Raw genomic sequence first — 22,847 nt, 5'->3', positions numbered from 1 at the left:
GCCTTCAGCGGCGACGGCCGCTCCACGATCGAGCACCTGCCGCGGCCGGTATCACGCGCGATACCATACGGTCATGGCCATGACACTGCGGCTCACCAATGAGGAGACCGACGCCCTGCGTGCCCGCGCTCAACGAGAAGGTCGATCGATGCAGGAGGTGGCACGCGATGCCGTACGTCGCTACATCGAGACGACCAGCAAGCGGGAATTGCTGGATCGGGCGATCGAGGCCACCGTGACGCAATACGGAGAGGCATTGCGCCGGCTGGGCGACGAGGAATGATCTACCTCGACCTGGACGATGTGCTTCACGTTGCGGCGATCATCCTGGCGGGCGAACCTCCTGTGCGCGATCTCGGCCTCCTGGAGTCGGCGCTGGCGAGGCCGGGCGCGAGCTATTTCGGAGACGAGCTCTATCCCACGATCTCCTTGAAGGCCGCGGCGCTCATGCACTCGATCGCGAAGAACCATGCCCTCGTCGACGGCAACAAGCGACTGGCTCTGAGCGCAATGCACTCGTTTCTCTGGATGAACGGGCATCGCCTGACGATGACGAACGACGAAGCGTTCGTCTTCACCAAGCGAGTGGCGTCAGGAGACCTCGATGCGGTCGAAGACATCGCAGCAGAGATCGAGGCGCACCTCGCCGTTCGATGAGGGACTGGTTTCGATACGCCGGCTACCGGGCCCGCGGAAAGCGGGTCAGTGCCCGACGGTGACCGACGGCTCGCCGACCGGAGCGGCGGCGCCCATCTCCTCGGCGATGCGGTTCGCCTCGGCGATGAGTGTCTCGACGATCTCCGCCTCCGGCACCGTCTTGATCACCTCGCCCTTGACGAAGATCTGGCCCTTGCCGTTGCCGGAGGCGACGCCGAGGTCCGCCTCCCGTGCCTCACCCGGGCCGTTCACGACGCATCCCATCACGGCGACGCGCAACGGAACGCTCATGCCCTGCAGACCCTCGGTGACGCTGTCGGCGAGCGTGTAGACATCCACCTGTGCGCGTCCACACGACGGACAGGAGACGATCTCGAGCTTGCGCTCGCGCAGGTTCAGCGACTGCAGGATCTGCAGGCCGACCTTGACCTCCTCGACCGGCGGCGCGGAGAGCGACACCCTGATGGTGTCGCCGATGCCCTCGGCGAGCAGAATGCCGAACGCGGTCGCCGACTTGATCGTGCCCTGGAACGCGGGTCCGGCCTCCGTGACGCCGAGGTGCAGCGGCCAGTCGCCGCGCTCGGCGAGCAGGCGGTACGCCTTCACCATGACGATCGGGTCGTTGTGCTTGACCGAGATCTTGAAGTCGTGGAAGTCGTGCTCCTCGAACAGGCTCGCCTCCCACACCGCCGACTCGACGAGCGCCTCCGCGGTGGGCTTACCGTACTTCTGCAGGATGCTCGGTTCCAGCGATCCCGCGTTCACGCCGATGCGCAGCGAGACGCCCGCCTCCTTCGCTCGCCGGGCGATCTCGCCGACCTGGTCGTCGAACTTGCGGATGTTGCCGGGGTTGACGCGTACGGCGGCGCATCCGGCATCGATGGCCGCGTACACGTAGTTCGGCTGGAAGTGGATGTCGGCGATCACCGGGATCTGCGACTTCTTCGCGATGATCGGCAGGGCCTCCGCATCGTCGCGGCTCGGCACGGCGACGCGCACGATGTCGCATCCGGATGCCGTGAGTTCGGCGATCTGCTGCAGGGTCGCGTTGATGTTCGTGGTGGGCGTTGTCGTCATCGACTGCACGCTGATCGGGGCGTCTCCACCGACGAGCACCTTGCCCACCCGGATCTGCCGCGACTTGCGGCGGGGGTGGAGCACTTCGGGGACCTTCGGCATACCGAGATTCACTGCTGGCACGGGCCTCAGTCTAGGTCGCGAGGCACACAGCAACCTGGCTGTTCCCTTTCGTCAGACCACCCGGTCGGTGCCTGCCACGAGCTCGACGATCGCATCCGTCACGAGCTCCGGATACTCGATGTGGGCGGAGTGACCGCATGCGGGCTGGGCGATCTCCTGGTAGCTGCCACCGGCATCCGCATACCGTTCGAGCACGGCCCGCGTCTGGGAGACCATCGGCTGCGGCGGTGCCACCTTCTCCCCGGGCCACCCGGGCAGAACGCCGGCCTTGCCCAGGGTGCCCAGGTCGAAGAACGTCTCGTCGCTCACGATCGCGTCGTCGAGGCCGTGGATCCAGAGCACCGGCGGCTTGACGGGGAGGTCGACGATGCTCGACACGTCGAAGTACATCGGCGCCATCGTGTTCAGCACGCCGCGGGTGCCTGGCGCCATGCCCGGCCAGTTCGGCGAGGCGACGGAATCCCCCGGGTAGTTGTCGTCGCCGACGGCAGTGGTGAGCATCGAGGCGACCCAGAGGTCTTCGAGGTCGGTGCGGTAGCCGGAGGCGACGTACGAGGAGCGGAACACCGAGCGCGGCGAGGTCGCCTCGTCGGCCGAGGTGTCGCCATCCTTCAGCCGTGCCACGAAGTCGGGGTTGGCCGCCCCGGCGCCGACCCCCGCGTCGTCGTCGGTGAGCCGCGAGCCGTCCGCCGCGGTGCCTCCGAACCCGTACGGAGACACAGGTGAGATGAGGGTGACGGATGCCACGGAGTCCGGCCGGTCGAGCAGCTGCTGCAGAACGACGCCGCCGCCCATGCTCCACCCGACGAGGTGCACCCGGTCGAGTCCGAGCTCGTCGACCACCGACCAGACGTCGTCGGAGTAGTCGCGAACGCCACGGGTCGCATCCACCGGAAGCGTCTCGCTGGTTCCGAAGCCGCGCAGGTCGACGGCGATCGGCCGGATCGAGTCGGGCAGCAACTGCATGACCGGCTGGAAGAACAGCGACGACGAGCAATTGCCGTGCACGAACACCACGGTGTCGCGCGCGCCGCCATCCTCGCGTTCGAGCACGTTCGCGAGCAGCCGGTCCGTGCCCACCGTGCGTGAGGTGATCCCTTTCAAGAGCGTCTTCATCGAGCGTCCTCCTCGTCGAGAGCGTACTGTGCGCTGACGGACGCCAGCGATCGGCGCACGATCGGCGCCACCCGGTTCGCACCCCCGTCCGTCATGACGATCGTGTAGTGGTTCACGTCATCGATGTCGTGCACCTGGATGCCCGGTGCCGCTTCGAGGGCCGCCGCCAGCACGGCATCCGGGTAGAGCCCTGGAGTCTCGTTCAGCAGCCCGCGCGGTGCGCGGAGGAAATCGACGGGCACGTGGAGGGATGCCAGCGCCTCGCGGTAGCCGTCGTCTCCGCTCATCTGCATCATGTTCGTCGCGATCGCCTCGAACCGGCTTGACGGTCGGAAGCCTCCGTCGACCTCGTCGAGGTCGTAGTCCACGTAATCGGCGACAGCGTCGTTCCAGTGCGCGGTGAACGCGGGATGCGCGCGCCAGAACTGGGCGTACGACTCGCGGCTCGGGTAGATGCGCTTCAACCGTTCCCCCGCCGGCCCGAGGAGGAGCGCGGGGAGATCCTCGGGCGCGACTCCCTGCGGCGCCTGGAACGGCAGCGGGAGACCGCCGTCGACCAGCACGAGGCCGGCGACCCGGTCAGGATGCTGGTCGGCGGTGCGCACAGCGACGAACCCGCCCATCGAGTGAGCCAGAACGAGCGCGCGGTCGACCCCGAAGTGGTCGAGCAGGCGGGCCATGTCGTCGGCGTGGTCGCGCATCCCCCACGGCCCGGGAAGCCCGTTGCTGCGTCCGCGACCGCGGAGGTCGGGAGCGATAACCCTGGTGCCGTCGAGACGATCGGCGATGAGGGGCCACTCGAGGTGCGAGGCGGTGATGCCGTGGATGGCCAGAACGGGCAGGCCGCCGGCATCCGGTCGCCACACACCGCCGGCCATCTCACCACCGGGCACCGGCGCGCGGAAGGCGGAGTACTCGGTGAGCGCGTGAGACGGCGTGAACGTCATCGTGCGCTCCATCCGCCGTCCATCGTGTAGCTGGCACCCGTCACCATGCCGGCGTGGTCGCCCGCCAGCCAGAGCGCGAGCGAGGCCACCTCCTCGGGTTCGACGAGCCTCTTGATCGCGGTCTCGGTGAGCATGATCTTCGACACCACCTCGGACTCGTCGATGCCGTGCACCTTCGCCTGGTCGGAGATCTGCTTCTGCACGAGCGGCGTGTTCACGTACGCCGGATTGATGCAGTTGCTCGTCACTCCGTGCGGGCCGCCCTCGAGCGCGGTCACCTTCGACAGCCCTTCGAGACCGTGCTTGGCGGCGACATATGCGGACTTGTACGCGGACGCCCGAAGCCCGTGCACGCTGGAGAGGTTGATGATGCGGCCCCAGCCGCGTTCGTACATGCCGGGCAGCACGGCCCTGATGAGCAGGAACGGCGCCTCGAGCATGAGCCTGATGATCAACTGGAATCGCTCCGGCTCGAACTCCTCGATCGGGCGCACGTGCTGGATGCCCGCGTTGTTGATCAGGATGTCCGCATCCGGGCGGGCCTGCGCCAGGGCATCCAGGTCGGAGAGGTCGACCTGCCACGCGGTGCCGCCGGTCTCCTCGGCGACCCGCTGGGCGGCCTCACCGTCGAGATCCGCGATGGTCACCTTCGCGCCCGCCGAGGCGAACGCGAGCGCGCAGGCGCGTCCTATGCCGCTCGCTCCCCCGGTGATCAGGGCCGTGCGCCCGGTGAGATCCGTCATCGTCCGCCCTTCCGGCGCCGCCATCGGCACCACAGGGGCATCGTCGTCCCCGGGTGGCGCCCTGTCAACGACGACGCACCGCCCGGCGGCGTCAGCCGGGGAGGGTGACCGGCTTCACGATGTCGGCGTAGGCGAGCAGCAGGCTCATGGCGCCGAGCACGACGATGACCGCGTAGGTGAGCGGCATGAGCCTGGCCATGTCGACCGGCTTGGGCGAGCTCGAGCGCCGGGTCGCCTTGAACCAGCCGCGCTTGATCCACTCCCAGACGGCGCCCGCGATGTGGCCGCCGTCGAGCGGCAGCAGCGGGATCATGTTGAACACGAAGAGCGCGAGGTTGAGCGAGGCGAGCAGGCTCAGCATCAACTGGATCTTCGATACGAAGGCATACGTGGAGCTGTCCGCGATCTCACCAGCCATGCGGCCGACGCCGATGATGCCCACCGGACTGGATGCCGACCGCTCGCCGGCTCCGAACGCCGCGTTCCAGATGCCCACCATGCGTTCCGGCAGATTCACGAACACACCGGTGACCTGACCGAGCTGCTGACCCGTCGCACTGATCGCCGTGCCGAGCGGCTGCGGTTGGAAGACGTTCGTCGGCGTGATGCCGATCATGCCGACGTCCTTCGTGACCGTGCGGCCCGTCTCCTGGTCGGTGACCTGATCCTGAGTCTTCTTCGGCGTGACCTGCAGCCTCACATCCTTGCCGTCGCGCTCCACGACGACGGGCAGAGTGCGTCCCGCCGAGCCCTGGATCGTCGTCGACAACTGGTCCCAGCTCGTGATCGTGGTGCCGCCGACCGAGACGATCCTGTCGCCCGGCTTCAGTCCGGCGGCGGCCGCCGGTGATGCGGGGTCGGATGCCCCGCACGTCGTGGAGGTCGACGACGCGGGCTTCAGGCACTCCGACACGGTCTGCAGGGTGGTGCTCGGACCAGGCAGACCGATGCCGCACAGCATGATCACGATGAGCACGCACGCGATCACGAGGTTCATGAAGGGCCCCGCGAGCATCACGATGATGCGCTTGAACGGGTGAAGCAGGTAGAAGGCGCGGTGCTCCTCGCCCTGCGGGATCGTGTCGGCGCTTGCCTGCCTGGCCTCCTCTGCCATCGTGCCCAGCACGCTCCGACGCTGCTGCGCGCGCTCTGCCGCCGGTGCACCGACGGCGCCGTCGGTGAGCACGAGCGAGTTGTAGAAGCCGGTCGAGGCATCCCGCGGCGCTTCTCCCGGATGCTTGGGCGGGAACATCCCGATCATCGCGATGTAGCCGCCGAAGGGCAGCATCTTGACGCCGTACTCGGTCTCGCCCCTGCGGAACGAGAACACGGTCTTGCCGAAGCCGATCATGTACTGCGTGACCTTGACGCCGAACGCTTTGGCCGCCGTGAGGTGCCCGAGTTCGTGCAGCGCGATCGAGACGGCGAGGCCGACCACGAAGATCAGCACGCCGACGAGGAAGGGCAGCACGGATGACATGTACGAAATGGTAGTCACGCGGTCCTGAGCGGCGACCGCGAGGACGGCCCGTCCGGGCACTCCCATGCTCCCTTCGCCGTGACCTCCCGGCGACTCCTCACGAAACGCATAGCCCCGCCACGTTAGGGTGAGATGCCGACCGCCCGCCGCGCTCTGTCTGCGCGTTCTGGGGCTGTCGAGGCGTTTCTTGATCCCCTGACGAAGAGGACGGCAGATGGCTACTGGCCGCGGTGCGAACGGTCCGAGCAAGAAGGACCGCCGAGAGGCTGCTCGGGAACACGCGCGACTCATGCGCGAGGAAGCCGCGAAGAAGGCGCGCCGTCGCCGGTGGTGGATCCAGGGCTCCGTCGCGGTCGTCATCGTGGCGGTACTGGCCGTTGTCGCGCTCGTGATCGTGAACTCGATTCCGCAGGGGCAGACATCCGCCGGCCCGAAGAACATGGTCAGCGACGGCATCGTGTTCACGTCGTCGACGAAGGCGGTGCGCACGCCTGCTCTGCAGCCGGGTGAGAAGCCGACGCCGACGACGCAGTCCGACACGTCGAGCAAGGCGTACATCACCATCTACGAAGACCTGCAGTGCCCGTACTGCCAGGAGTTCGAGCAGACGAACATGACGCAGATCGAGCAGTGGCTCGACGCGGGGCTCGCGCAGCTGGAGATCCATCCGCTCAACTACCTCGCCTCGGCCGGGAACGGCGGATACCCGCTTCGCGCCGGCAACGCCGTATCGTGCGTCGCCAACTACGATCCGGACAAGTTCCTCGCCGTCAACACCGCGCTCTACGCGAAGCAGCCGAAGGAGAACACGGGAGGTCTGCCGAACTCCACCATCCTCTCCATCCTGAAGAGCGCAGGTGTGAGCTCCAGCGCCATCACCAAGTGCGTGGACAACACCCGGTTCTCGGACTGGCTGAACGCGGCGACGAAGCGCGCGACCACGCAGAAGCTGCCCAACTCCAGCGTCGCCACGTTCAACGGCACACCGACCGTGATCGTCAACGGCAAGCAGTATCAGGGCTCGCTCACCGACGCGACGGCGTTCGCCTCGTTCGTGCAGTCGACGGTCGGTTCGTCGTCGACGTCCACCCCGACCCCGACCCCCACGCCGACCGCGACGAAGTAGGTGACGGCCGGGGGCGGTCGACTCAGCCCTCGGGTCAGACCGACCGAGCCGCGATGACGGCGTCGGCGTGCTCCCGTGCCCACCGCTCCGCCTCGGCGAGCGTGTGCAGGTCGAGGGTGTCCGGCGGTTCGTGCTGGTCCACGACGCGTTCGATCGTGTCGACGATGCCCAGGAAGCCGAGCCGCCCGGCGTGGAACGCGGCGACCGCCTGCTCGTTGGCGGCGTTGAACACCGCGGGGAAGGTGCCTCCCGCTCGTCCCACTCGCTTGGCGAGGGCGAGGGCGGGGAAGGCATCCTCGTCGACGGGCTCGAACGTCCACTGCCCGGCCTTCGTGAAGTCCAGCGGTGTGCCGACACCCGCAACCCGACGCGGCCAGTCGAGCCCGAGTGAGATCGGCAGCCGCATGTCGGGCGGCGACGCCTGGGCGATGGTCGAGCCGTCCACGAACTCCACCATGGAGTGCACGATGGACTGCGGATGCACGACCACGTCGATCCGGTCGTACGGCACTCCGAACAGCAGGTGCGCCTCTATCACCTCGAGACCCTTGTTCACGAGCGTCGCCGAGTTGGTCGTCACGACGATGCCCATGTTCCAGGTGGGGTGGGCGAGCGCCTCCCGAGGCGTGACCCCGGCCAGTCCGGCACGGCTGCGTCCCCGGAACGGACCGCCGGATGCCGTGACCACCAGCCTGCGCACCTCGCCCTTCTCCCCCGCCCGGAGCGCCTGCGCGATGGCGGAGTGCTCGGAGTCGACGGGCACGATCTGGCCTGGCCGAGCCCGCGAGGTGACCAGCTCGCCACCCACGATCAACGACTCCTTGTTCGCCAGGGCGAGCGTCGCGCCGGTCTCGAGCGCTGCGAGCGTCGGACCGAGCCCGACGGAACCCGTGATGCCGTTGAGCACCACGTCAGCCTCGACGTCGTGCACGAGCCGCTGCGCGTCCGCGGCGCCGAGCGCCGTGCTCTCCACGCCGAACTCGTCGGCCTGCGCGGCGAGCGCGTCGCGGTTACTGCCTGCCGCAAGCCCCACCACCTCGAACCGGTCGGGGTTGCGACGGATGACGTCGAGCGCCTGGGTTCCGATCGAGCCGGTGGACCCCAGAATCAGTACCCTGCGCATCCGCTCATCGTAGCCGCGGCCGAATCGACCGCCGGAGTGCGAGCTAACGCTGGGTCTGCAGGATGTCGATCACGAAGACGAGCGTGTCGGTTCCCTTGATGCCCGCCTGCGACTGCCCAGCGGAGCCGTATCCGTCTGCCGGCGGGATGACCGCCACCACCTGGGAGCCCACCGTCTGTCCGATGAGTGCCTTCGCGAATCCGGGCACGACCTGCGAGGTCTGCAGCGTCGAGAGCCCCCGGCCCCAGCTCTGGTCGAACACCTTGCCGGTTCGCCAGTTCACGCCCTGGTACTGCACCGTCACCGAGTCGCCGGACGCGACGGTCTCGCCGTTGCCCTTCTTGAGCACCTCGACCTTCGTCTCGGTCGGCGCGGTGAGGCTCTTCGGGATGGTGACGGTCGGCTTGCCGTCGGAGGCGAGCTTGACCGTGGGGAAGCCGGCCTGAGCCGGCTGTGGCGTTCCGTTCGCCTTCGTCGGCACGGCGTCGAGGATGTCCACCACGAACACGACCGTGTCCGTGCTCTTCAGGCTGCCGACCGTGGAGGGGTCGGCGCCGCCCCACGCGGACTTCGCCGTCGCCGTGGTGACCAGGCGCGAGCCGACGGGGGCGCACTCCACGGCCTGCGTGAGACCCGGGATCATCGTCGAGTCGCCGACCGTGATCGGAATCGTCGCGCTTCCGGCATAGCCGTTGCTCGTCAGCTTGGCTCCGCTCGTGCCGTTGTACGCGACGAGGGCCACGTCGACGGTCGAGCCGCTCTTCACCTCCGCGCCGGCGCCCTTGCTCACGTAGCTGCGCTCGGTGTCCGTCGCCTTCAGCGGCTTGCTGAACGTGACGGTCGGCTCTGCACCCTTGTCTCCGGTGACCTTGACGGCGTCGGACACGCTGCCCGACTTCGGAGCGCTGCACGCCTTCGAGGCGGAACCCGTGGTCGCCGATGGCGAGGCCGTGCTTCCCGAGGTGCCTGAGCTCGTGCATCCTGCGAGGAGCAGGGCTGCGGCGGAGACGGCGAGTACGGCGGGGATCTTCAGGCGCACGACAAGGCTTTCTGAAAGAGGACGGGGGCACTTCAGTGTGCACCACTCGCCTCTGCCTGCGCTGGGAGGCATGGCGTGCAGCGGCGCTCGGTGCGCCGATCGCCACCGTACGATGGTGGGATGCCTCGCGAATTCTCCGTGCCGCAAAACCGTGCCGTCGTGACCCCGCTTCCCGGGCCCCGCTCCGTGGAGCTGCAGAGCCGCCGCGAGGCATCCGTCTCCCGAGGCGCGGGCACGCTGGCGAACATCTACATGGACCACGCCTCGGGCGCGATCCTGGTGGATGTCGACGGCAATCGGCTCATCGACCTCGGCTGCGGCATCGGCGTGACGACCATCGGGCACGCGCATCCCGCCGTGGCCGCCGCCGCGTTCGAGCAGGCGAACAAGCTCACCCACACGCTGTTCACGGTCACGCCGTACGAGAACTACGTGCGGGTGGCCGAGAAGCTCGCGCAGGTGACGCCGGGCGACTTCGAGAAGCATTCGATCCTGGTGAACTCCGGCGCGGAAGCCGTGGAGAACGCGGTCAAGATCGCCCGCAAGTACACCGGCCGGCGCGCGATCGTCTCGCTCGAGCACGCGTTCCACGGCCGCACGAACCTCACCATGGCGATGACGTATCGCCCGTGGCCGGAGCGGGTCGGCATGGGCCCGTTCCCCGGTGAGCTGTACAGCGTGCCGGGCAGCTACCCGTACAAGGACGGCCTGAGCGGCGAGGAGGCCGCCGCCCGCACGATCGACTACATCGAGACCCACATCGGACCGAGCGAGATCGCCGCGTTCTTCGCGGAGCCGATCCAGGGCGACGGCGGCATCGTGATCCCGGCGGACGGCTACCTGAACCGCATCGCCGAGTACTGCCGCGAGAACGGTATCGTCTTCGTGGCCGACGAGATCCAGGCCGGCATGGCCCGCACCGGCGCCTGGTACTCGATCGAGCACTTCGGGGTCGTACCCGACCTCGTCACGAGCGCCAAGGGCATCGCTGGCGGCTTCCCGCTCGCGGCGGTGACCGGACGCGCGGAGATCATGGATGCCGTGCAGCCCGGCGGCATCGGCGGAACGTTCGGCGGCAATCCGGTCTCCACTGCCGCGGCCCTCGCCACGTTCGAGGTGATCGAGAGCGAGAACCTCATCGGCGAGGCGCAGCGCGTCGAGCGTGCACTGCAGGCGAGGATCGGTGACTGGGCCGAGCGGTTCGGCGTGGTCGGCGAGGTGCGCGGCAAGGGCGCCATGTGGGGCGTGGAGCTGGTGGTTCCGGGAACGCGGCGGCCGAATCCTGAGGCGCTCACGGGCATCCTTCGCCACGCGACGAGCAACGGCGTGATCGTTCTGGACTCCGGCAGCTGGGACAGCGTGCTGCGCATCATGCCGTCGCTCGTGATCAGCGAGGAGCTCATCGACGACGCGGCCGGCGTGATCGAGGTGGCGCTCGCGGCTCAGTCCGCCTGACAGCAGCAGAGCGGCGCAGTCCGCCTAACAGCAGCAGAGCGGCGCAGTCCGCCTAAGCGACCTGGAGGCGCTCACCCTTCGAGCGCATCGTGTGCGGCGAGTCGGCCTGCGGCATGCGGACGGATGCCGGTGCCGCCGGCGACGAACCGGCCTCACGTCTGCGCGCGGTGAGGTCGAGCACGGGCGCGATGCGCCCGTCAGCCTGAACCAGTTCGACGTCGGTCTCGCGCATCAGCTGACGCAGCGTGATGCCCAGCACGACGCACACCGTCTGGATGATCTCGCTGGACGGCTCCTTGCGTCCTCGCTCGATCTCGGAGAGATAGGGCAGCGAGATGGCGGACGCCTGAGACATCTGACGCAGCGTCATCCCCTTGGCGAGTCGCAGTCGGCGGATCGCCGACCCGACGGCGTGCCTGAGCAGCATCGGCCTTCCTCTCTCTCGTGCGTTCTCTCAGGCTACGCGCGGGAGGCGCCGCAGCAGCGGTATGCGGTTCTGCTCTGGGCGAAGTAGCCGCGGGCAGAATCCGGGCGCTCCGGGCCGCGCGCCTGGCCACGATGGATCGCATCACCGAGCTTCAGGAGGAGCACATGACCGACACCACGACCGCCGCACCGCCACCACAGGTCTTCGACCGTCTGCTGGAGGACCGCATCGTCTTCCTCGGCGTCGAGGTGGACGACGCGATCGCGAACGAGATCTGCGGCAAGCTCCTGCTGCTCGCTGCGACCGACCCGCGGCGGGACATCCAGCTGTACATCAACTCCCCCGGCGGCTCCGTCACGGCCGGCTTCGCCATCTACGACGTGATGCGCTACGTCTCGCCCGACATCGTCACGGTCGGCATCGGCTTCGCCGCCTCGATGGCCCAGTTCCTGCTGAGCTCGGGCACTCCGGGCAAACGGTTCGTGCTGCCGAACACCCGCGTCGTCATGCACCAGCCGCACGGCGGATTCGGCGGCACCGCCGCCGACATCAGCAGGCAGGCGGAGCAGATCGTCAAGTTCAAGAACGAGATGGCAAGGCTCACCGCTGAGCAGACAGGGCACACCGTCGAGGAGATCCTGCGCGACGGCGACCGGGATGCCTGGTACACCGCGGAGGAGGCCGTCGACTACGGCTTCGTCGACGGCCTGATCTCGTCGCAGGAGGTGCTCGCCGGACTGAGCCGGTCCTAGGCCGCGACTCTAGGCATCCACCGAGCGGGAGCTTCCGTTCGCCCGAGAGCCGGACCCGGCCGGCGACGCGCGCCGTTAGGGTGAATGGATGCCCGTACGCCGCCGCGAATCCGAGCGCGCGGGTGCATGGGTGCTGAATGCCGCGCCTGCGGACGTTGCGATCGTCGCAGCGGCAGCGGTCGCCGTCGTGGTCTTCCTCGTGCTCGTCGCGGTGGTGCCGAAGCCTGCGGACCGGCCGCCTTCGGACGCCGTGTTCCGGCCTGGGTACATCATCAGCGATGCGGCGTTCTACAACGCGGACAGCATGACGCAGCCGCAGGTGCAGCGCTTTCTGCAGGATCGGGCGTGCGTCCCCGCGGATGGTTCTCCGTGCCTGTCCGATTACCGGCAGGACACGCCCGATGTGCCGATGGAGTACGCGCGCTGCGCGCCCTACCGCGGCGCGTCATCCGAGCTGGCCAGCACCATCATCGTCAAGGTGGCGCAGGCGTGCCGCATCAGCCCGAAGGTGCTGCTCGTCCTGCTGCAGAAGGAGCAGTCCCTGCTCACGCGCCCGAGCGCGGCCGGGTATCAGCGGGCGACTGGATACGCGTGCCCCGACACGGCGGCGTGCGACGCGCAGTACTTCGGGTTCTTCAACCAGGTGTACAACGCGGCGTGGCAGTTCCGGGAGTACACGGTCGACGCCGCCTCGTGGCGCTATCACGTGGGCAAGGTGCCGATTCAGTTCCACCCGGACCCCGGGTGCGGGTCGAGCGTGGTGGACATCCGCGACCAGGCGACGGCGAACCTGTACAACTACACGCCCTACCAGCCGTCGCTGGAGACGCTGCGGCATCCGGGGACGACCAGTCAGTGCTCCACCTTCGGCAACCTCAACTTCTGGCGGCTCTACAAGCAGTGGTTCGGCTCGCCCCTTACACAACTCGTGCCTGATCGGTTCCCCGCTTGCCTGAACCTCGTGGGCGGTGCACGGTGCTTCCCGGACCCCCGCACCGGACTGTAATGCCGGGGCGCCGCGGCCACGCGGTGCGACTGCGGCATTCCGCACCGGTTATACGCCGGGACGTAGTGTCGACCGCATGACCACACTGTCGCGGCCGGAGTCCATGATCGTTCCGAAAGCGGCCGCGACAGGAATACCCGTCTTGTCCCGCTCCAGGGAGGCCGCACCGAACGCACGCCGTCCGCGAGCCGGTGCCGTGTACGCGTTCGGCCGGTTCGTCATCGGGCCGCTCGCCCGGCTGCTCTACCGCCCCCGTGTGATCGGCAGGCGCAACGTGCCGAAAACGGGCGCCGTCATCCTCGCCAGCAACCACCTTTCGTTCATCGACAGCGTCGTGATCCCGGTGGTCGCGCCCCGGCGCATCCAGTTCCTCGCGAAGTCGCACTACTTCGAGGGCCGCGGTGTGAGCGGCTGGGTGAGCCGCACGTTCTTCACCGCGATCGGCGCAGTGGGCGTTCGACGAGGAGCCGGACGAGATGCGCAGGACGCGTTGGAGATCAGCAAGGGCATCCTGGAGTCCGGCAACGCGTTCGCCCTCTATCCGGAGGGCACCCGCTCCCGCGACGGACGCCTCTACCGCGGACGCACCGGTGTCGCCTGGCTTGCACTGACGACCGGCGCACCCGTCGTACCGGTCGGTCTGATCGGAACCGAGCGCCTGCAGCCGGTCGGTTCGAAGCTGCCGGCGTTCGCCAAGGTCACCGTCGCGTTCGGCACGCCGATCGATGTCTCGACGTTCGGACCGGCATCCAGCGGCAAGGCCAGACGGCAGGCGACGGATGCCATCATGGCCGAGATCCAGCGCCTCAGCGGGCAGACGGAGGCGGGCGTCTACAACGAGGCGCCGGCTGAGGAACCCGCCGCCTGAGCTCGCTACTGAGCGGTCGTGCTCGGTTCGTGGCCGACCGGAAAGTTCACGGATGCGGCGATGAAGCAGAGCTTCGACGCTTCGGCATGAAGACTCTGCGCCAGATCGACCTGCTCGGCGTCGGCGACCGTCACCGAGGGCCGGAGCGTCACGGACGTGAAGTGGCCTGCGCCGTCCGATGTGGTCGTCATCGTCCCGGTCGGTGAGTCGGTGTACGCCGTCACCACGACCCCGTTGCGCTGGGCGACGTGCAGGTAGCTGAGCATGTGGCACTGGGCAAGAGCCGCGACCAGGAGTTCCTCCGGATTCCACCGCTCGGCATCGCCGAAGAACGTGCGGTCGCTGGAGCCCTCGATCGGCGGGTTCCCCTCGGCGTTCACGACGTGGTCCCTGCCGTAGTCGCGATACCCGCTCGTGCCGCTGCCGCGGTTCCCGGTCCATTCGAGGGTGAGCGCGTAGTGGTGGTCGACGTTCATGTGCACCACTCTGCCGCATCCGCACCGCACGTGATCCCGGTCGCGCAGCTCTTCATCGCACACTCCGCCGTCGGGCGCGCGAGGATCGCACGGATCGACCGGCCCACCGCAAACATCCGTCGCAGGGCCCTCGTTAGACTCGGATCACCATGAGCGATTCGTTGCGTGCCCCGCGTCTAGTCGGTGGCACCTTCGAAGCGTCGGCGGCCGTCGAACTCGCCGTGGCCGACCGCAGCGGGTTCCTGGAGAACCGGCACGTCGGCTCGGCCGTCGTGCTTTCTCCGGACGGCGAGCGGATGTTCTCGCTCGGCTCCCCCGACGCCGAGATCCTCGCGCGATCCACCCTCAAGCCGTTCCAGGCAGTGGCATCCATCGGAGCAGGCGCTCGGCTCGACGGCGTGCAGACCGCTCTGGCCACTGCCAGCCATGCCGGCACGGCGGAGCACCTCGAGGTGGTGCGTCGGATCCTCGCCGACGCCGGCCTCGATGAGACGGCCCTGCGCTGCCCGCCCGCGCTGCCTGCCGACCGCGCGTCGCGGGACGAGGTGCTGCGCTCCGGCGGTGCCCCGGCGTCGATCTACATGGAGTGCTCCGGCAAGCACGCCGGGATGCTCGCCGCGTGCGCGGCCAGCGGCTGGACCACGGCGGACTACACCGACCAACGGCATCCGCTGCAGCAGCACGTGAGAGACGTCATCGAGCGGCTCACCGGTGAGAAGGTCTCGCACGTCGCGGTCGACGGGTGCGGCGCGCCGGTCTTCGCCGTGACGCTCGCCGGACTCGCCCGCGGAATCCAGCGTCTGGCGACCGCGTCCGAGCAGTCGCCGTTCGCGCTGTTCCGGAACGCCGCGTGGGTGCACAGGAGCGCCCGCGAGCATCCATGGGCGATCTCCGGGCACGGCAGACCGGACACGGTGCTGATGGAGACGCTCGACTGCTACGCCAAGGCCGGTGCCGACGGCGTGATGACGATGGCCGCGTCGGACGGCACGACCGTCGCGGTGAAGGTGCTCGACGGCAGCGTGCCGGCCGCGCGGGTGGCGGCCGTCGGTCTGCTGGTGAAGGCGGGAGCCGTCGACGCGGCGGCGGCCAGTGCCGCTCTCGACGGTGCCGACACCACGATCCTCGGGGGCGGTGCCCCGGTCGGGCGGCTGCGTCCCGTGGTCTGAATCGTGCGGGCGGCGCGCGCTGGCTTCGGCCGGGGTTGGGCGAGCCCAGAGGCTTCGCGGTCAAGGGAGACCGCGGGCGGACCGATGAGGTCCGTCAAGGCAAGAGACAAGGAAGACGATGAGAATCTCCATTCCCCGCGAGATCAAGAACAACGAGTACCGGGTGGCGATCACTCCGGCCGGTGTGCACGACCTCGTCGCGAACGGACACGAGGTGCATGTGGAGTCCGGAGCGGGCGACGGCTCGTCCATTCCCGACTCGGCGTACTCCGACGCCGGCGCCATCATGGAGCCGGATGCCGCCAGCACGTGGGAGAGCGCCGAACTGCTGCTGAAGGTCAAGGAGCCGATCGAGAGCGAGTTCGGCTACTTCCGCGACGGACTCGTGCTGTTCGCGTACCTGCACCTGGCTGCAGCGCCCGGGCTCACGCAGGCCCTGATGGATTCCGGTGTCACCGCGATCGCGTACGAGACCGTGCAGCGAGCGGACCGTTCGCTTCCGCTGCTCGCCCCGATGAGCGAGGTCGCCGGAAGGCTCGCTCCCATCGTCGGCGCGAACGCGCTCCTGAAGCCGCAGGGCGGCTCCGGCCTGCTCGTTCCCGGCGTGCCCGGCACCTACCCGGCCAAGGTCGTCGTGATCGGCGGCGGCGTCGCCGGCACGAACGCGGCGTCGGTCGCTGTCGGCCTCGGCGCGGACGTGACGGTGCTGGACACGAACGTCGGCAGGCTGCGCGAACTCGACGCGCACTACGCGGGCCGCATCAAGACCATCGCGTCGACCGCGTTCGAGGTCGAGCGGGCCGTGCTGGAGGCGGACCTCGTCGTGGGCTCGGTGCTCGTGCCCGGTGCGAAGGCACCGAAGCTCGTGCGCAACGACATGGTGGCCAGGATGCACCCGGGCAGCGTTCTCGTGGACATCGCGGTGGACCAGGGTGGCTGCTTCGAGGACTCGCACCCGACCACGCACGACGACCCGACGTTCCGCGTGCACGACACCGTGTTCTACTGCGTCGCCAACATGCCGGGGGCCGTGCCGCACACGTCGACGCACGCGCTCACCAATGCGACGCTGCCGTACCTGCGTGCGATCGCCAACAACGGCTGGCAGGCGGCTCTGAAGGCGGACCATTCGCTCGCCCTCGGGCTGAACGTCGCCCGTGGCGCTGTCACCAATGCCGGCGTCGCCGAAGCGAACGGCGTGGCGACCACGCCGCTGGAGGAGGTGCTCGGTTGAGCGCGAGTCCCACGCGGCTCATGACGGCATCCTCGCCCTGCTGAAGTCCAACGCCTGGTCGCACACGAGCAGGTGGCCGGGCAGCGTGGCCGGCGGCAGGATGCGGGCGTGCAAGACGGCGCGCACCTGAGCGAGGGTGCAGCCGTCGAACACGACGGTGGCCGACGGCCGGAGGCGGCCGAGCAGCGACCACGCGGACTGCCACGCATCCGGATCGCCGATGATCGCGGTCGACCGCGCCCGCTCGGCCACGGTCAGACCACCGGTTGCCGTGCTCGTCGCATCGTGGCCGATGAGCGAGGCGTCTGCTGCGCGAGAAGCGCCGGCGGGGTCGGTGAGATCGATGACGTCCAGTCCGGGAACCGCGTGTCGCAACCGGCTCGCCACCGTGCCCGGCGAGCGCGCGACGACGAGCGTGATCGACCGGGTGGGGAACTCCAGCACCGGCGGAGCGGCCTGCGCCGACCTCGCTGCTTGCTCTCCGAGGTCGGGCTCGTTCACGAGCGCCACCTGGACGGCCTTGTCGCGCCAGACCCCACGACCCGGCGGAGCCGACGGGTCGAAGAGATCGGCCGGGGCACCGGCGAGCACGTGCTCCTGTCTGTCGGCGTGACGCAGCAGCAGTCGCTCTCCGAACCGTCCGTGCACGTTGCGCAGCCCGCTCGGAAGCACCGCCGCCGTGCAGACGACACCGATGCCGGCACGTGGGCCGTCGGTCAGGAGCGAGCGGATGCGCTCCGTAGCTGCGTCTCGGTGCTCGTCGTCGAACCGCTCGAGCAGGGCATCCACGTCATCCATCAGCACCAGGGAGACGTCGGCCGGCAATGATTCGTCCCGCGTTTCGCCGTGCAGGAGTGACTCGGCACGCTCGAGAGCGTCCCACGCGCCCTCGATGTCGTACGGAACGACGATGACCTCGCCCGCCCACTGCGCGCGAATGACGCGCAGCACCGTGGACTTTCCGCATCCGCGCACGCCCAGCACGAGAAGATGCGCGTTCTCCGGCCGGTAGAGGATGCCCTCCTGCAGCTGGTGGTCCGGGTCGTCTCGTGCGCCGATCACCACCGAGCCCGGCGGCGCCTGCCCGAACGCGCTCAGCGGGATCCGCGGAGGCAGCGCGGGCAGCCACGGTGCGCTCGGCCTACTGGCGCCGGAGTACGCCTGGGCCACGGCATCCACGTCACCCGGCTCGGTCGTTGCCGCCTGCGCGGTGAGGAGCTCACCGTCGCGCGAGACCACGAGGCGGCCGGGCTGATTGTGCGGAAGACGGGCGGCGGCGTCCGTGCCGAGCAGCGCGGTGCTGTCCGCGTCGGAGGCCAGCCGAAGCGAGACGCGGAGGGCGCAGTTGGCGATCAACGCGTCACTGAGCACACCGGTCGCCCGTTGGGTGCCGAGAATGAGGTGAACGCCGAGAGCTCTGCCTCGGGCGGCGAGGTCGGAGAAGAGTTCGCCGAGCTCCGGGAACGCGGCGAACATGGCGGCCGCCTCGTCGACCACGATGATCAGCCGGGACAGACCGTCGGCCGCGTCGGCGATATCGGATACCCCGAGGCCTGCGAGCTCGGACTCCCGCCTGCGCAGTTCGGCGCGGAGGCTCTTCAGCGCTCTCGATGCTTCTCCGTGTGCGAGGTCGGTGACGACTCCGACGGTATGCGGCAGCGCCGTGAGTCGTTGGAACGCCGTGCCTCCCTTGAAGTCCACGAGGAGGAAGCCCACGCGTTCCGGTGGCGCGAGCGCTGCCATCCCGAGGACCCATGTGATCAGCAGCTCGCTCTTGCCGCTTCCGGTGGTTCCCGTGACGATGGCGTGCGGACCGGATGCCACCAGATCCAGCACGAGCGGGCCCGGCGGCGCGACACCCACCACCGCGGGCAGACCCGCCGGCCCGTCGCCGCTGTGTTCAGCGGGAACCAGGTCGGCGAAACGTACTGCGCCTGGCAGCGGCGTGCCGACACCGACGCCGCGAGTCCGCGCCGTCAGCGCGAGTTCGCGGCCGAACGCGGCCGCCTCCTGCGCGGTCACCAGTTCGCCCCGCAGCCCGCCGACCGCTTCAGGAGGGGACAGGACGGTGATGGTGCCGTCGGCCTCGACGGCGGCGACCACCCGGCAACCTGCCGGCAGCTCGTCCACGCGGTCGGCGACGGCGAACACCGCAGTCGTCACTCCCGTCGACGCGACGCCACGTGCCGGAACGACCGGGATGTCTCCGGCGGTACGCCCTGGCGCTCGGGCCCCCGAGATCACGCGCTCATCCTCCTCGGCGGCATCGTCGACGATGCGCAGCCGCAAGGGCTCGTCGTGCGGATGAGCGCCGTGCGGATAGTCGTCCAGCCAGTCGTACGCCTCCCCCGGCGGCGCCGCCAGCGCGAGCATGCCAGGCGGATGCGCGTGCGCCAGTTGGACGACGAGCCCGCGCAGCGCCGCCCGTGCGACGGTTCGCACGCCGATGAGGCCGATGCCCGCTGCGGGGTCCGCGACGATCGGCGCCCCGTCGATGATCCGCGATCCGGCCAGCAGCTCCCGGTCCTCGCGAGAGCTTGCCGCGCCCGAGACCGGAACGGCACTCGGCAGAGCGCCGCTGCCGACCCTCACCTGAGCGAACCGCTCACTCGGCTCGGTCCAGCGACGCGGCCGATGCGTCGCATCCCTCAGCAGTGCGGCCGCTGCGGGGTGGCGGGACTGCAGCACTGCTCGCACCCTGTCGTGCGCGGCCTCGACCTCGGCGGCGAAACGCTCGACGTCGGCGGCATAGGCACGGGCAGCCGCTCGCCGTCGTCTGCGCGCCGAGAGACGGCCGTCGATGGTGCTCGCGACAGCGATCACCGGGCTGAGCGCGGCGAACGCGAGCATGTACGGCGATCGCACGATCGCGAAGAGCACGGCGGCGCCGACGAGCGGCGCCAGCACCGCGAGCAGCGGGAACGGTGTCTTCGGCGGAGCCGCGGGATGGCTGGGCAGCGTGAGCGGTTCGCCGATGGTCGGGTCAGTGGCTGGCATCCATCCAGTGCAGCCGATCCGGCGAGGTCAGAAGCGCCTCTTCCGGACATCCGTGCATGGGTCACGCCGAGCGCTGCCTGGGGACGGACGGAGGCGATCGAGGCTCAGCGCACGTCGAACCAGTGGTCGCCGATCTCCACGCGTCCACCGCGGGGGACGCGGTAGCGGCGACCTGGCTCGCAGCGATGCGGGCCACCGGCCGGCGGGATGATGACGGTGCCGTTGGCGGAGTAGCGGTCGCAGATCCAGAGGTCGCCGCTCTCCACGCCGAATTCGAGGTGCGTCTTCGACACCGAACGCTCATGGTCGGCTATGGACACGAGCTGATCGAAGCGTTCCCCCGGCTGCGCGAACGGACGGCGACCGAGCAGACCGACACCGACGACGACCACCCGCTCCCCGGTCGAGAACGAGAGCACGTACGGCACAGGCGGGATGGGCCTCGTCGGGATATCCGACTCGGGAGGCCTTGAAGCGTCAGGCGTGGAACGCGCCCCGGCGGTCGACGGAGTCGAGGCGGCCTCGGTGGACTCGACCGACGTCGCCGCGCGCATCGACGCCCGGTACTGCGGAGGAAGGATCGTGGTGTCGCCTGGCCGGGGATCGGCCACGCGGTCGCGCGGAACGACGACGGCGCCCACCGCCCGCCCGCAGTTCCCGCAGAACATCGCACCCTCCGGCAGCGCAGCACCGCATGATGCACAGTTCACCGCGACCTCCTTACGCGACGCATCCTCAGTTGCCTGTCCCGATCGGGACATCCTCAGCGCGGCTTCCTTCCGCGGGCCGCGCCCTTTCCGCGGTTGTTTCCACGGTAGCCGCCCAGTGAGCGAAGTGAGATCCGGGCGCGCAGCCTGCCCCACCTGGTGGTGCGCCCGTCGAGGTCACGGCGCAGTTCGTCCACCGCTCTCCAGACCTGGTCCGCGTCGTCGTCCGTCGGTTCTGCTCGGCCGAACGCCGACCGGTCGGCGACCGCCGCCAGCAGCACGGGCCGGGGACCGCCGACGGCCTGGGCGACCTCCGTGCGGGTCGCCGCACGGGGCGGCAGGTAGCCGTGGTCCACCGCGTTGTCGGCGAACTCCCGCCACGCGCCCGAGATGCGTCCCCGCGGGAGAACGCGCGATGATCGTCGCATCCGATTCCTGCGCCACTTCGCAGCGATCACCGCAAGGAACGGCGACGCGGCGAGCGCGGCGATCAGCACGATCCAGCCCAGCACCGTGAGAACGGCGAGCAGGATGCTCAGCCATGCGGGCATCCGGTTGTCGTGCTCCTGGGCGACGTGCGACTGCGGTGGCGGGTTCTGCTCGTGCTGGACGTTGTCCTTCGGCGGCTCCACGATCGACTGCGGTCGGGAGATCTGCTTCGGCTCGTCGGGCTTCTTCTGCGGAATCGGCCGAACCTGCGGGTTGGGGTCGACGTCGACCCAGCCGTCCTGCGCGGTCTGCACCTGGATCCAGGCGGTCACATCCCCGCCGGTGATCGTGACGCTGTCGCCGCTCGCCTTCTGCGGCACCGAGAACCCGAGAACGACCCGGGCGGGGAACCCGATGCGCCTCGCCATCAGCGCCGCCGTGACGGCGTACTGCTCCTGGTCACCCACCATCGGGCGCGCAGCGAGCAACGCGTCGATGCGGTCGGCGCCGTGACCGGAGAGGCTCTTCACCTCGTTGCCGATGCCGTGGCTGATGTACCCGGTGTCGGCGAGCTGCTTCAACGCCTCCGCCAGCTTCGCGCCCGGGCTGGCCGCGTCGCCCTCGTAGCGGTGCAGCGTGTCGTCGAGGCGGGCGGGCACCGCATCGAGCGTCGGCAGCACCGCGTCGCCGGGGCGCGCCTTCGCGAGTTCCGCGATCGTCTTCGTGGGCGTGACGTCGGCGGTGATGCGGTACGAGTCACCGCTCGTCAGCTTCGAGACCTCCGCCATGGTCGCCGTGGTGGCGTTGTAGTAGAAGCCGTCGCGAAGGGCATCGGGCGTGCTTCCGCCGAACGAGATGCTGCGCAGGTCGCCGAATGTGGGAAGCCAGGGCCCCGTGAGACCGTCGATCGTCACCTCGATGGTCTCGCTGCGCTGTTTCGCGTGAGTGGATGCCTCCGGCAGGGTCAGCGTGTCGGGCACCCTGGCGAACGCGCCCGAGTCCCCCGGCTGCGTGCCCACCGAGTAGACGACGCCGTCGTACGCGTCCATGGTGGCGATGCGCAGCCGGTGCAGGTCTCCGATGCCGTCGACGGTGAACAGCGCGTCGCCGGACTCGCCGGGTTCGAGGTAGGAGCGGAAACCGGACAGCGGACTCGGGTAGTCGCGGGGATCGAACGGCGGCGTGGTCGTCGAACGGGCGACGGTTCGCGCCGCCACGGGCGGGATGCCGGACGAGGCGCCGGCCGCGGCCATCAGGGCGAGCACCACGGCCAGCACCGCGATGCCGACCGATCGCGCGGCAGCGAGCGAACGCTCGCTGCGGCGGACCCCGTCGGCGTGCTCACTGGCCAGGGAGACCAGGCGGGAGACGCGGCGACGGCGGCGCATCCAGATCAGCCAGCCGACGCTCAGCGCGGCCACGCCGACGGTGAGCGGAAGCGGGACCGCGGTGGTGTCGGAACCGAGCACGATCGCCAGGGTGAAGACGACGAGCGGCGGGACGAGCGCGAGCTCGGGCACCCGGGAGCGGAACGCCACCGTCACGGACACGACCGCGCCGGCGAACGCGAGAACGTAGGCGGGCACGAGCAGCGTGAGATACGAGCCGACCGGAACCGTGATCGTCACGAGCTGCTTCCAACTCAGTGCCAGGGCGGTGACGAGGTCGAGGAGACCCTGCGGAGTGGGTACCACGCGCCACAGCGTCTCGCCCGGAACGGCGAGTGGCACCCCCAGCACGAGGAACGCTCCGAGCGCCACGAGCGTGGTGACCATGGTGGACCAGCGCAGGAACACGCCGCACGTCGCCACGGCTGTTCCTGCGACGATCGCGCCGACGGCCATGACCACGAAGTCCGTGTTCTGGTACACCGGCCAGAACGCGGCGACGCACGCC

At 69.3% G+C, this 22,847-nt stretch carries 21 protein-coding genes; 9 read left to right on the top strand and 12 right to left on the bottom strand.

Going from position 1 to position 22,847, the window contains the following annotated elements:
- Nucleotides 1–73: 73 nt before the first annotated feature.
- Nucleotides 74–283, top strand: coding sequence for a ribbon-helix-helix protein, CopG family (locus ACTHNC_RS18035; protein WP_440296011.1), 210 nt, complete (start codon nt 74–76; stop codon nt 281–283).
- A complete protein-coding gene (locus tag ACTHNC_RS18030; RefSeq protein WP_440296010.1) occupies nt 280–657 on the top strand; it encodes a type II toxin-antitoxin system death-on-curing family toxin in 378 nt (125 codons plus the stop codon). Before ACTHNC_RS18035 ends, ACTHNC_RS18030 begins: the two co-directional genes overlap by 4 nt.
- Nucleotides 658–702: 45 nt before the next feature.
- Here the strand turns inward: ACTHNC_RS18030 and ispG are convergent, their stop codons facing one another.
- The 5 genes from ispG to ACTHNC_RS18005 all read right to left on the bottom strand — a co-directional run bounded on the left by ispG (nt 703) and on the right by ACTHNC_RS18005 (nt 6,143).
- On the bottom strand, nt 703–1,836 hold the full coding sequence (gene ispG / locus ACTHNC_RS18025) for a flavodoxin-dependent (E)-4-hydroxy-3-methylbut-2-enyl-diphosphate synthase (RefSeq protein WP_440296018.1): 1,134 nt from the start codon (nt 1,834–1,836) through the stop codon (nt 703–705).
- A gap of 72 nt (nt 1,837–1,908) precedes the next feature.
- Entirely contained in the window at nt 1,909–2,973 is a 1,065-nt protein-coding gene (locus ACTHNC_RS18020) for an alpha/beta hydrolase (RefSeq protein ID WP_440296009.1), read from the bottom strand.
- A complete protein-coding gene (locus tag ACTHNC_RS18015) occupies nt 2,970–3,920 on the bottom strand; it encodes an alpha/beta fold hydrolase (RefSeq protein ID WP_440296008.1) in 951 nt (316 codons plus the stop codon). Before ACTHNC_RS18015 ends, ACTHNC_RS18020 begins: the two co-directional genes overlap by 4 nt.
- A complete protein-coding gene (locus ACTHNC_RS18010; RefSeq protein WP_440296007.1) occupies nt 3,917–4,663 on the bottom strand; it encodes a 3-hydroxybutyrate dehydrogenase in 747 nt (248 codons plus the stop codon). Before ACTHNC_RS18010 ends, ACTHNC_RS18015 begins: the two co-directional genes overlap by 4 nt.
- Nucleotides 4,664–4,754: 91 nt before the next feature.
- Nucleotides 4,755–6,143, bottom strand: a complete 1,389-nt coding sequence (locus ACTHNC_RS18005; RefSeq protein ID WP_440296006.1) for a M50 family metallopeptidase — start codon at nt 6,141–6,143, stop codon at nt 4,755–4,757.
- A gap of 214 nt (nt 6,144–6,357) precedes the next feature.
- Here ACTHNC_RS18005 and ACTHNC_RS18000 point away from each other — a divergent pair, with 214 nt between their 5' ends.
- Nucleotides 6,358–7,269 (top strand): DsbA family protein, encoded by a 912-nt coding sequence (locus tag ACTHNC_RS18000; RefSeq protein ID WP_440296005.1) that lies wholly within the window; start codon nt 6,358–6,360, stop codon nt 7,267–7,269.
- Between the two features lie 34 nt (nt 7,270–7,303).
- Here ACTHNC_RS18000 and dxr read toward each other — a convergent pair whose 3' ends face one another.
- Both dxr and ACTHNC_RS17990 read right to left on the bottom strand, forming a co-directional pair.
- The gene (gene dxr / locus ACTHNC_RS17995) at nt 7,304–8,392 is read right to left on the bottom strand and encodes a 1-deoxy-D-xylulose-5-phosphate reductoisomerase (protein WP_440296004.1); all 1,089 of its coding nucleotides are present in this window, start codon (nt 8,390–8,392) and stop codon (nt 7,304–7,306) included.
- A 43-nt stretch (nt 8,393–8,435) separates the two neighbouring features.
- Nucleotides 8,436–9,431 (bottom strand): FKBP-type peptidyl-prolyl cis-trans isomerase, encoded by a 996-nt coding sequence (locus ACTHNC_RS17990; protein WP_440296003.1) that lies wholly within the window; start codon nt 9,429–9,431, stop codon nt 8,436–8,438.
- Nucleotides 9,432–9,551: 120 nt separating this feature from the next.
- Between ACTHNC_RS17990 and ACTHNC_RS17985 the strand changes: the two genes are divergently transcribed.
- Complete coding sequence (locus ACTHNC_RS17985; RefSeq protein ID WP_440296002.1) at nt 9,552–10,886, top strand: aminotransferase class III-fold pyridoxal phosphate-dependent enzyme; 1,335 nt, start codon at nt 9,552–9,554, stop codon at nt 10,884–10,886.
- Nucleotides 10,887–10,938: 52 nt separating this feature from the next.
- On the opposite strand, the gene ACTHNC_RS17980 is transcribed toward ACTHNC_RS17985, so the two are convergent.
- A complete protein-coding gene (locus tag ACTHNC_RS17980; protein WP_440296001.1) occupies nt 10,939–11,313 on the bottom strand; it encodes a helix-turn-helix domain-containing protein in 375 nt (124 codons plus the stop codon).
- Between the two features lie 164 nt (nt 11,314–11,477).
- Here ACTHNC_RS17980 and ACTHNC_RS17975 point away from each other — a divergent pair, with 164 nt between their 5' ends.
- The 3 genes from ACTHNC_RS17975 to ACTHNC_RS17965 all read left to right on the top strand — a co-directional run bounded on the left by ACTHNC_RS17975 (nt 11,478) and on the right by ACTHNC_RS17965 (nt 13,939).
- A complete protein-coding gene (locus ACTHNC_RS17975; RefSeq protein WP_440296000.1) occupies nt 11,478–12,065 on the top strand; it encodes a ClpP family protease in 588 nt (195 codons plus the stop codon).
- An 88-nt stretch (nt 12,066–12,153) separates the two neighbouring features.
- Nucleotides 12,154–13,071: a hypothetical protein gene (locus tag ACTHNC_RS17970; protein ID WP_440295999.1), complete on the top strand. Its 918-nt coding sequence runs from the start codon at nt 12,154–12,156 to the stop codon at nt 13,069–13,071.
- Nucleotides 13,072–13,147: 76 nt separating this feature from the next.
- The gene (locus tag ACTHNC_RS17965; RefSeq protein WP_440295998.1) at nt 13,148–13,939 is read left to right on the top strand and encodes a lysophospholipid acyltransferase family protein; all 792 of its coding nucleotides are present in this window, start codon (nt 13,148–13,150) and stop codon (nt 13,937–13,939) included.
- A 5-nt stretch (nt 13,940–13,944) separates the two neighbouring features.
- On the opposite strand, the gene ACTHNC_RS17960 is transcribed toward ACTHNC_RS17965, so the two are convergent.
- On the bottom strand, nt 13,945–14,415 hold the full coding sequence (locus ACTHNC_RS17960) for an OsmC family protein (protein ID WP_440295997.1): 471 nt from the start codon (nt 14,413–14,415) through the stop codon (nt 13,945–13,947).
- 149 nt (nt 14,416–14,564) lie between these two features.
- Here ACTHNC_RS17960 and ACTHNC_RS17955 point away from each other — a divergent pair, with 149 nt between their 5' ends.
- Both ACTHNC_RS17955 and ald read left to right on the top strand, forming a co-directional pair.
- A complete protein-coding gene (locus ACTHNC_RS17955; RefSeq protein WP_440295996.1) occupies nt 14,565–15,584 on the top strand; it encodes an asparaginase in 1,020 nt (339 codons plus the stop codon).
- A 118-nt stretch (nt 15,585–15,702) separates the two neighbouring features.
- Complete coding sequence (gene ald / locus ACTHNC_RS17950) at nt 15,703–16,818, top strand: alanine dehydrogenase (protein ID WP_440295995.1); 1,116 nt, start codon at nt 15,703–15,705, stop codon at nt 16,816–16,818.
- Nucleotides 16,819–16,836: 18 nt separating this feature from the next.
- Here ald and ACTHNC_RS17945 read toward each other — a convergent pair whose 3' ends face one another.
- The 3 genes from ACTHNC_RS17945 to ACTHNC_RS17935 form a co-directional block, all read right to left on the bottom strand.
- Nucleotides 16,837–19,815 (bottom strand): FtsK/SpoIIIE domain-containing protein, encoded by a 2,979-nt coding sequence (locus ACTHNC_RS17945; protein WP_440295994.1) that lies wholly within the window; start codon nt 19,813–19,815, stop codon nt 16,837–16,839.
- 104 nt (nt 19,816–19,919) lie between these two features.
- The gene (locus ACTHNC_RS17940; protein ID WP_440295993.1) at nt 19,920–20,525 is read right to left on the bottom strand and encodes a zinc-ribbon domain-containing protein; all 606 of its coding nucleotides are present in this window, start codon (nt 20,523–20,525) and stop codon (nt 19,920–19,922) included.
- Nucleotides 20,526–20,578: 53 nt separating this feature from the next.
- Nucleotides 20,579–22,847, bottom strand: a 2,269-nt coding sequence (locus ACTHNC_RS17935; RefSeq protein WP_440295992.1) for a transglutaminase TgpA family protein, incomplete at its 5' end; no start/stop codon positions are given.

This window comes from Humibacter sp., assembly GCF_051954055.1.
Taxonomy (GTDB): domain Bacteria; phylum Actinomycetota; class Actinomycetes; order Actinomycetales; family Microbacteriaceae; genus Humibacter.
Note: the sequence above shows the minus strand (reverse complement) of the source record. Positions and strands in the feature narration are given on the sequence as shown.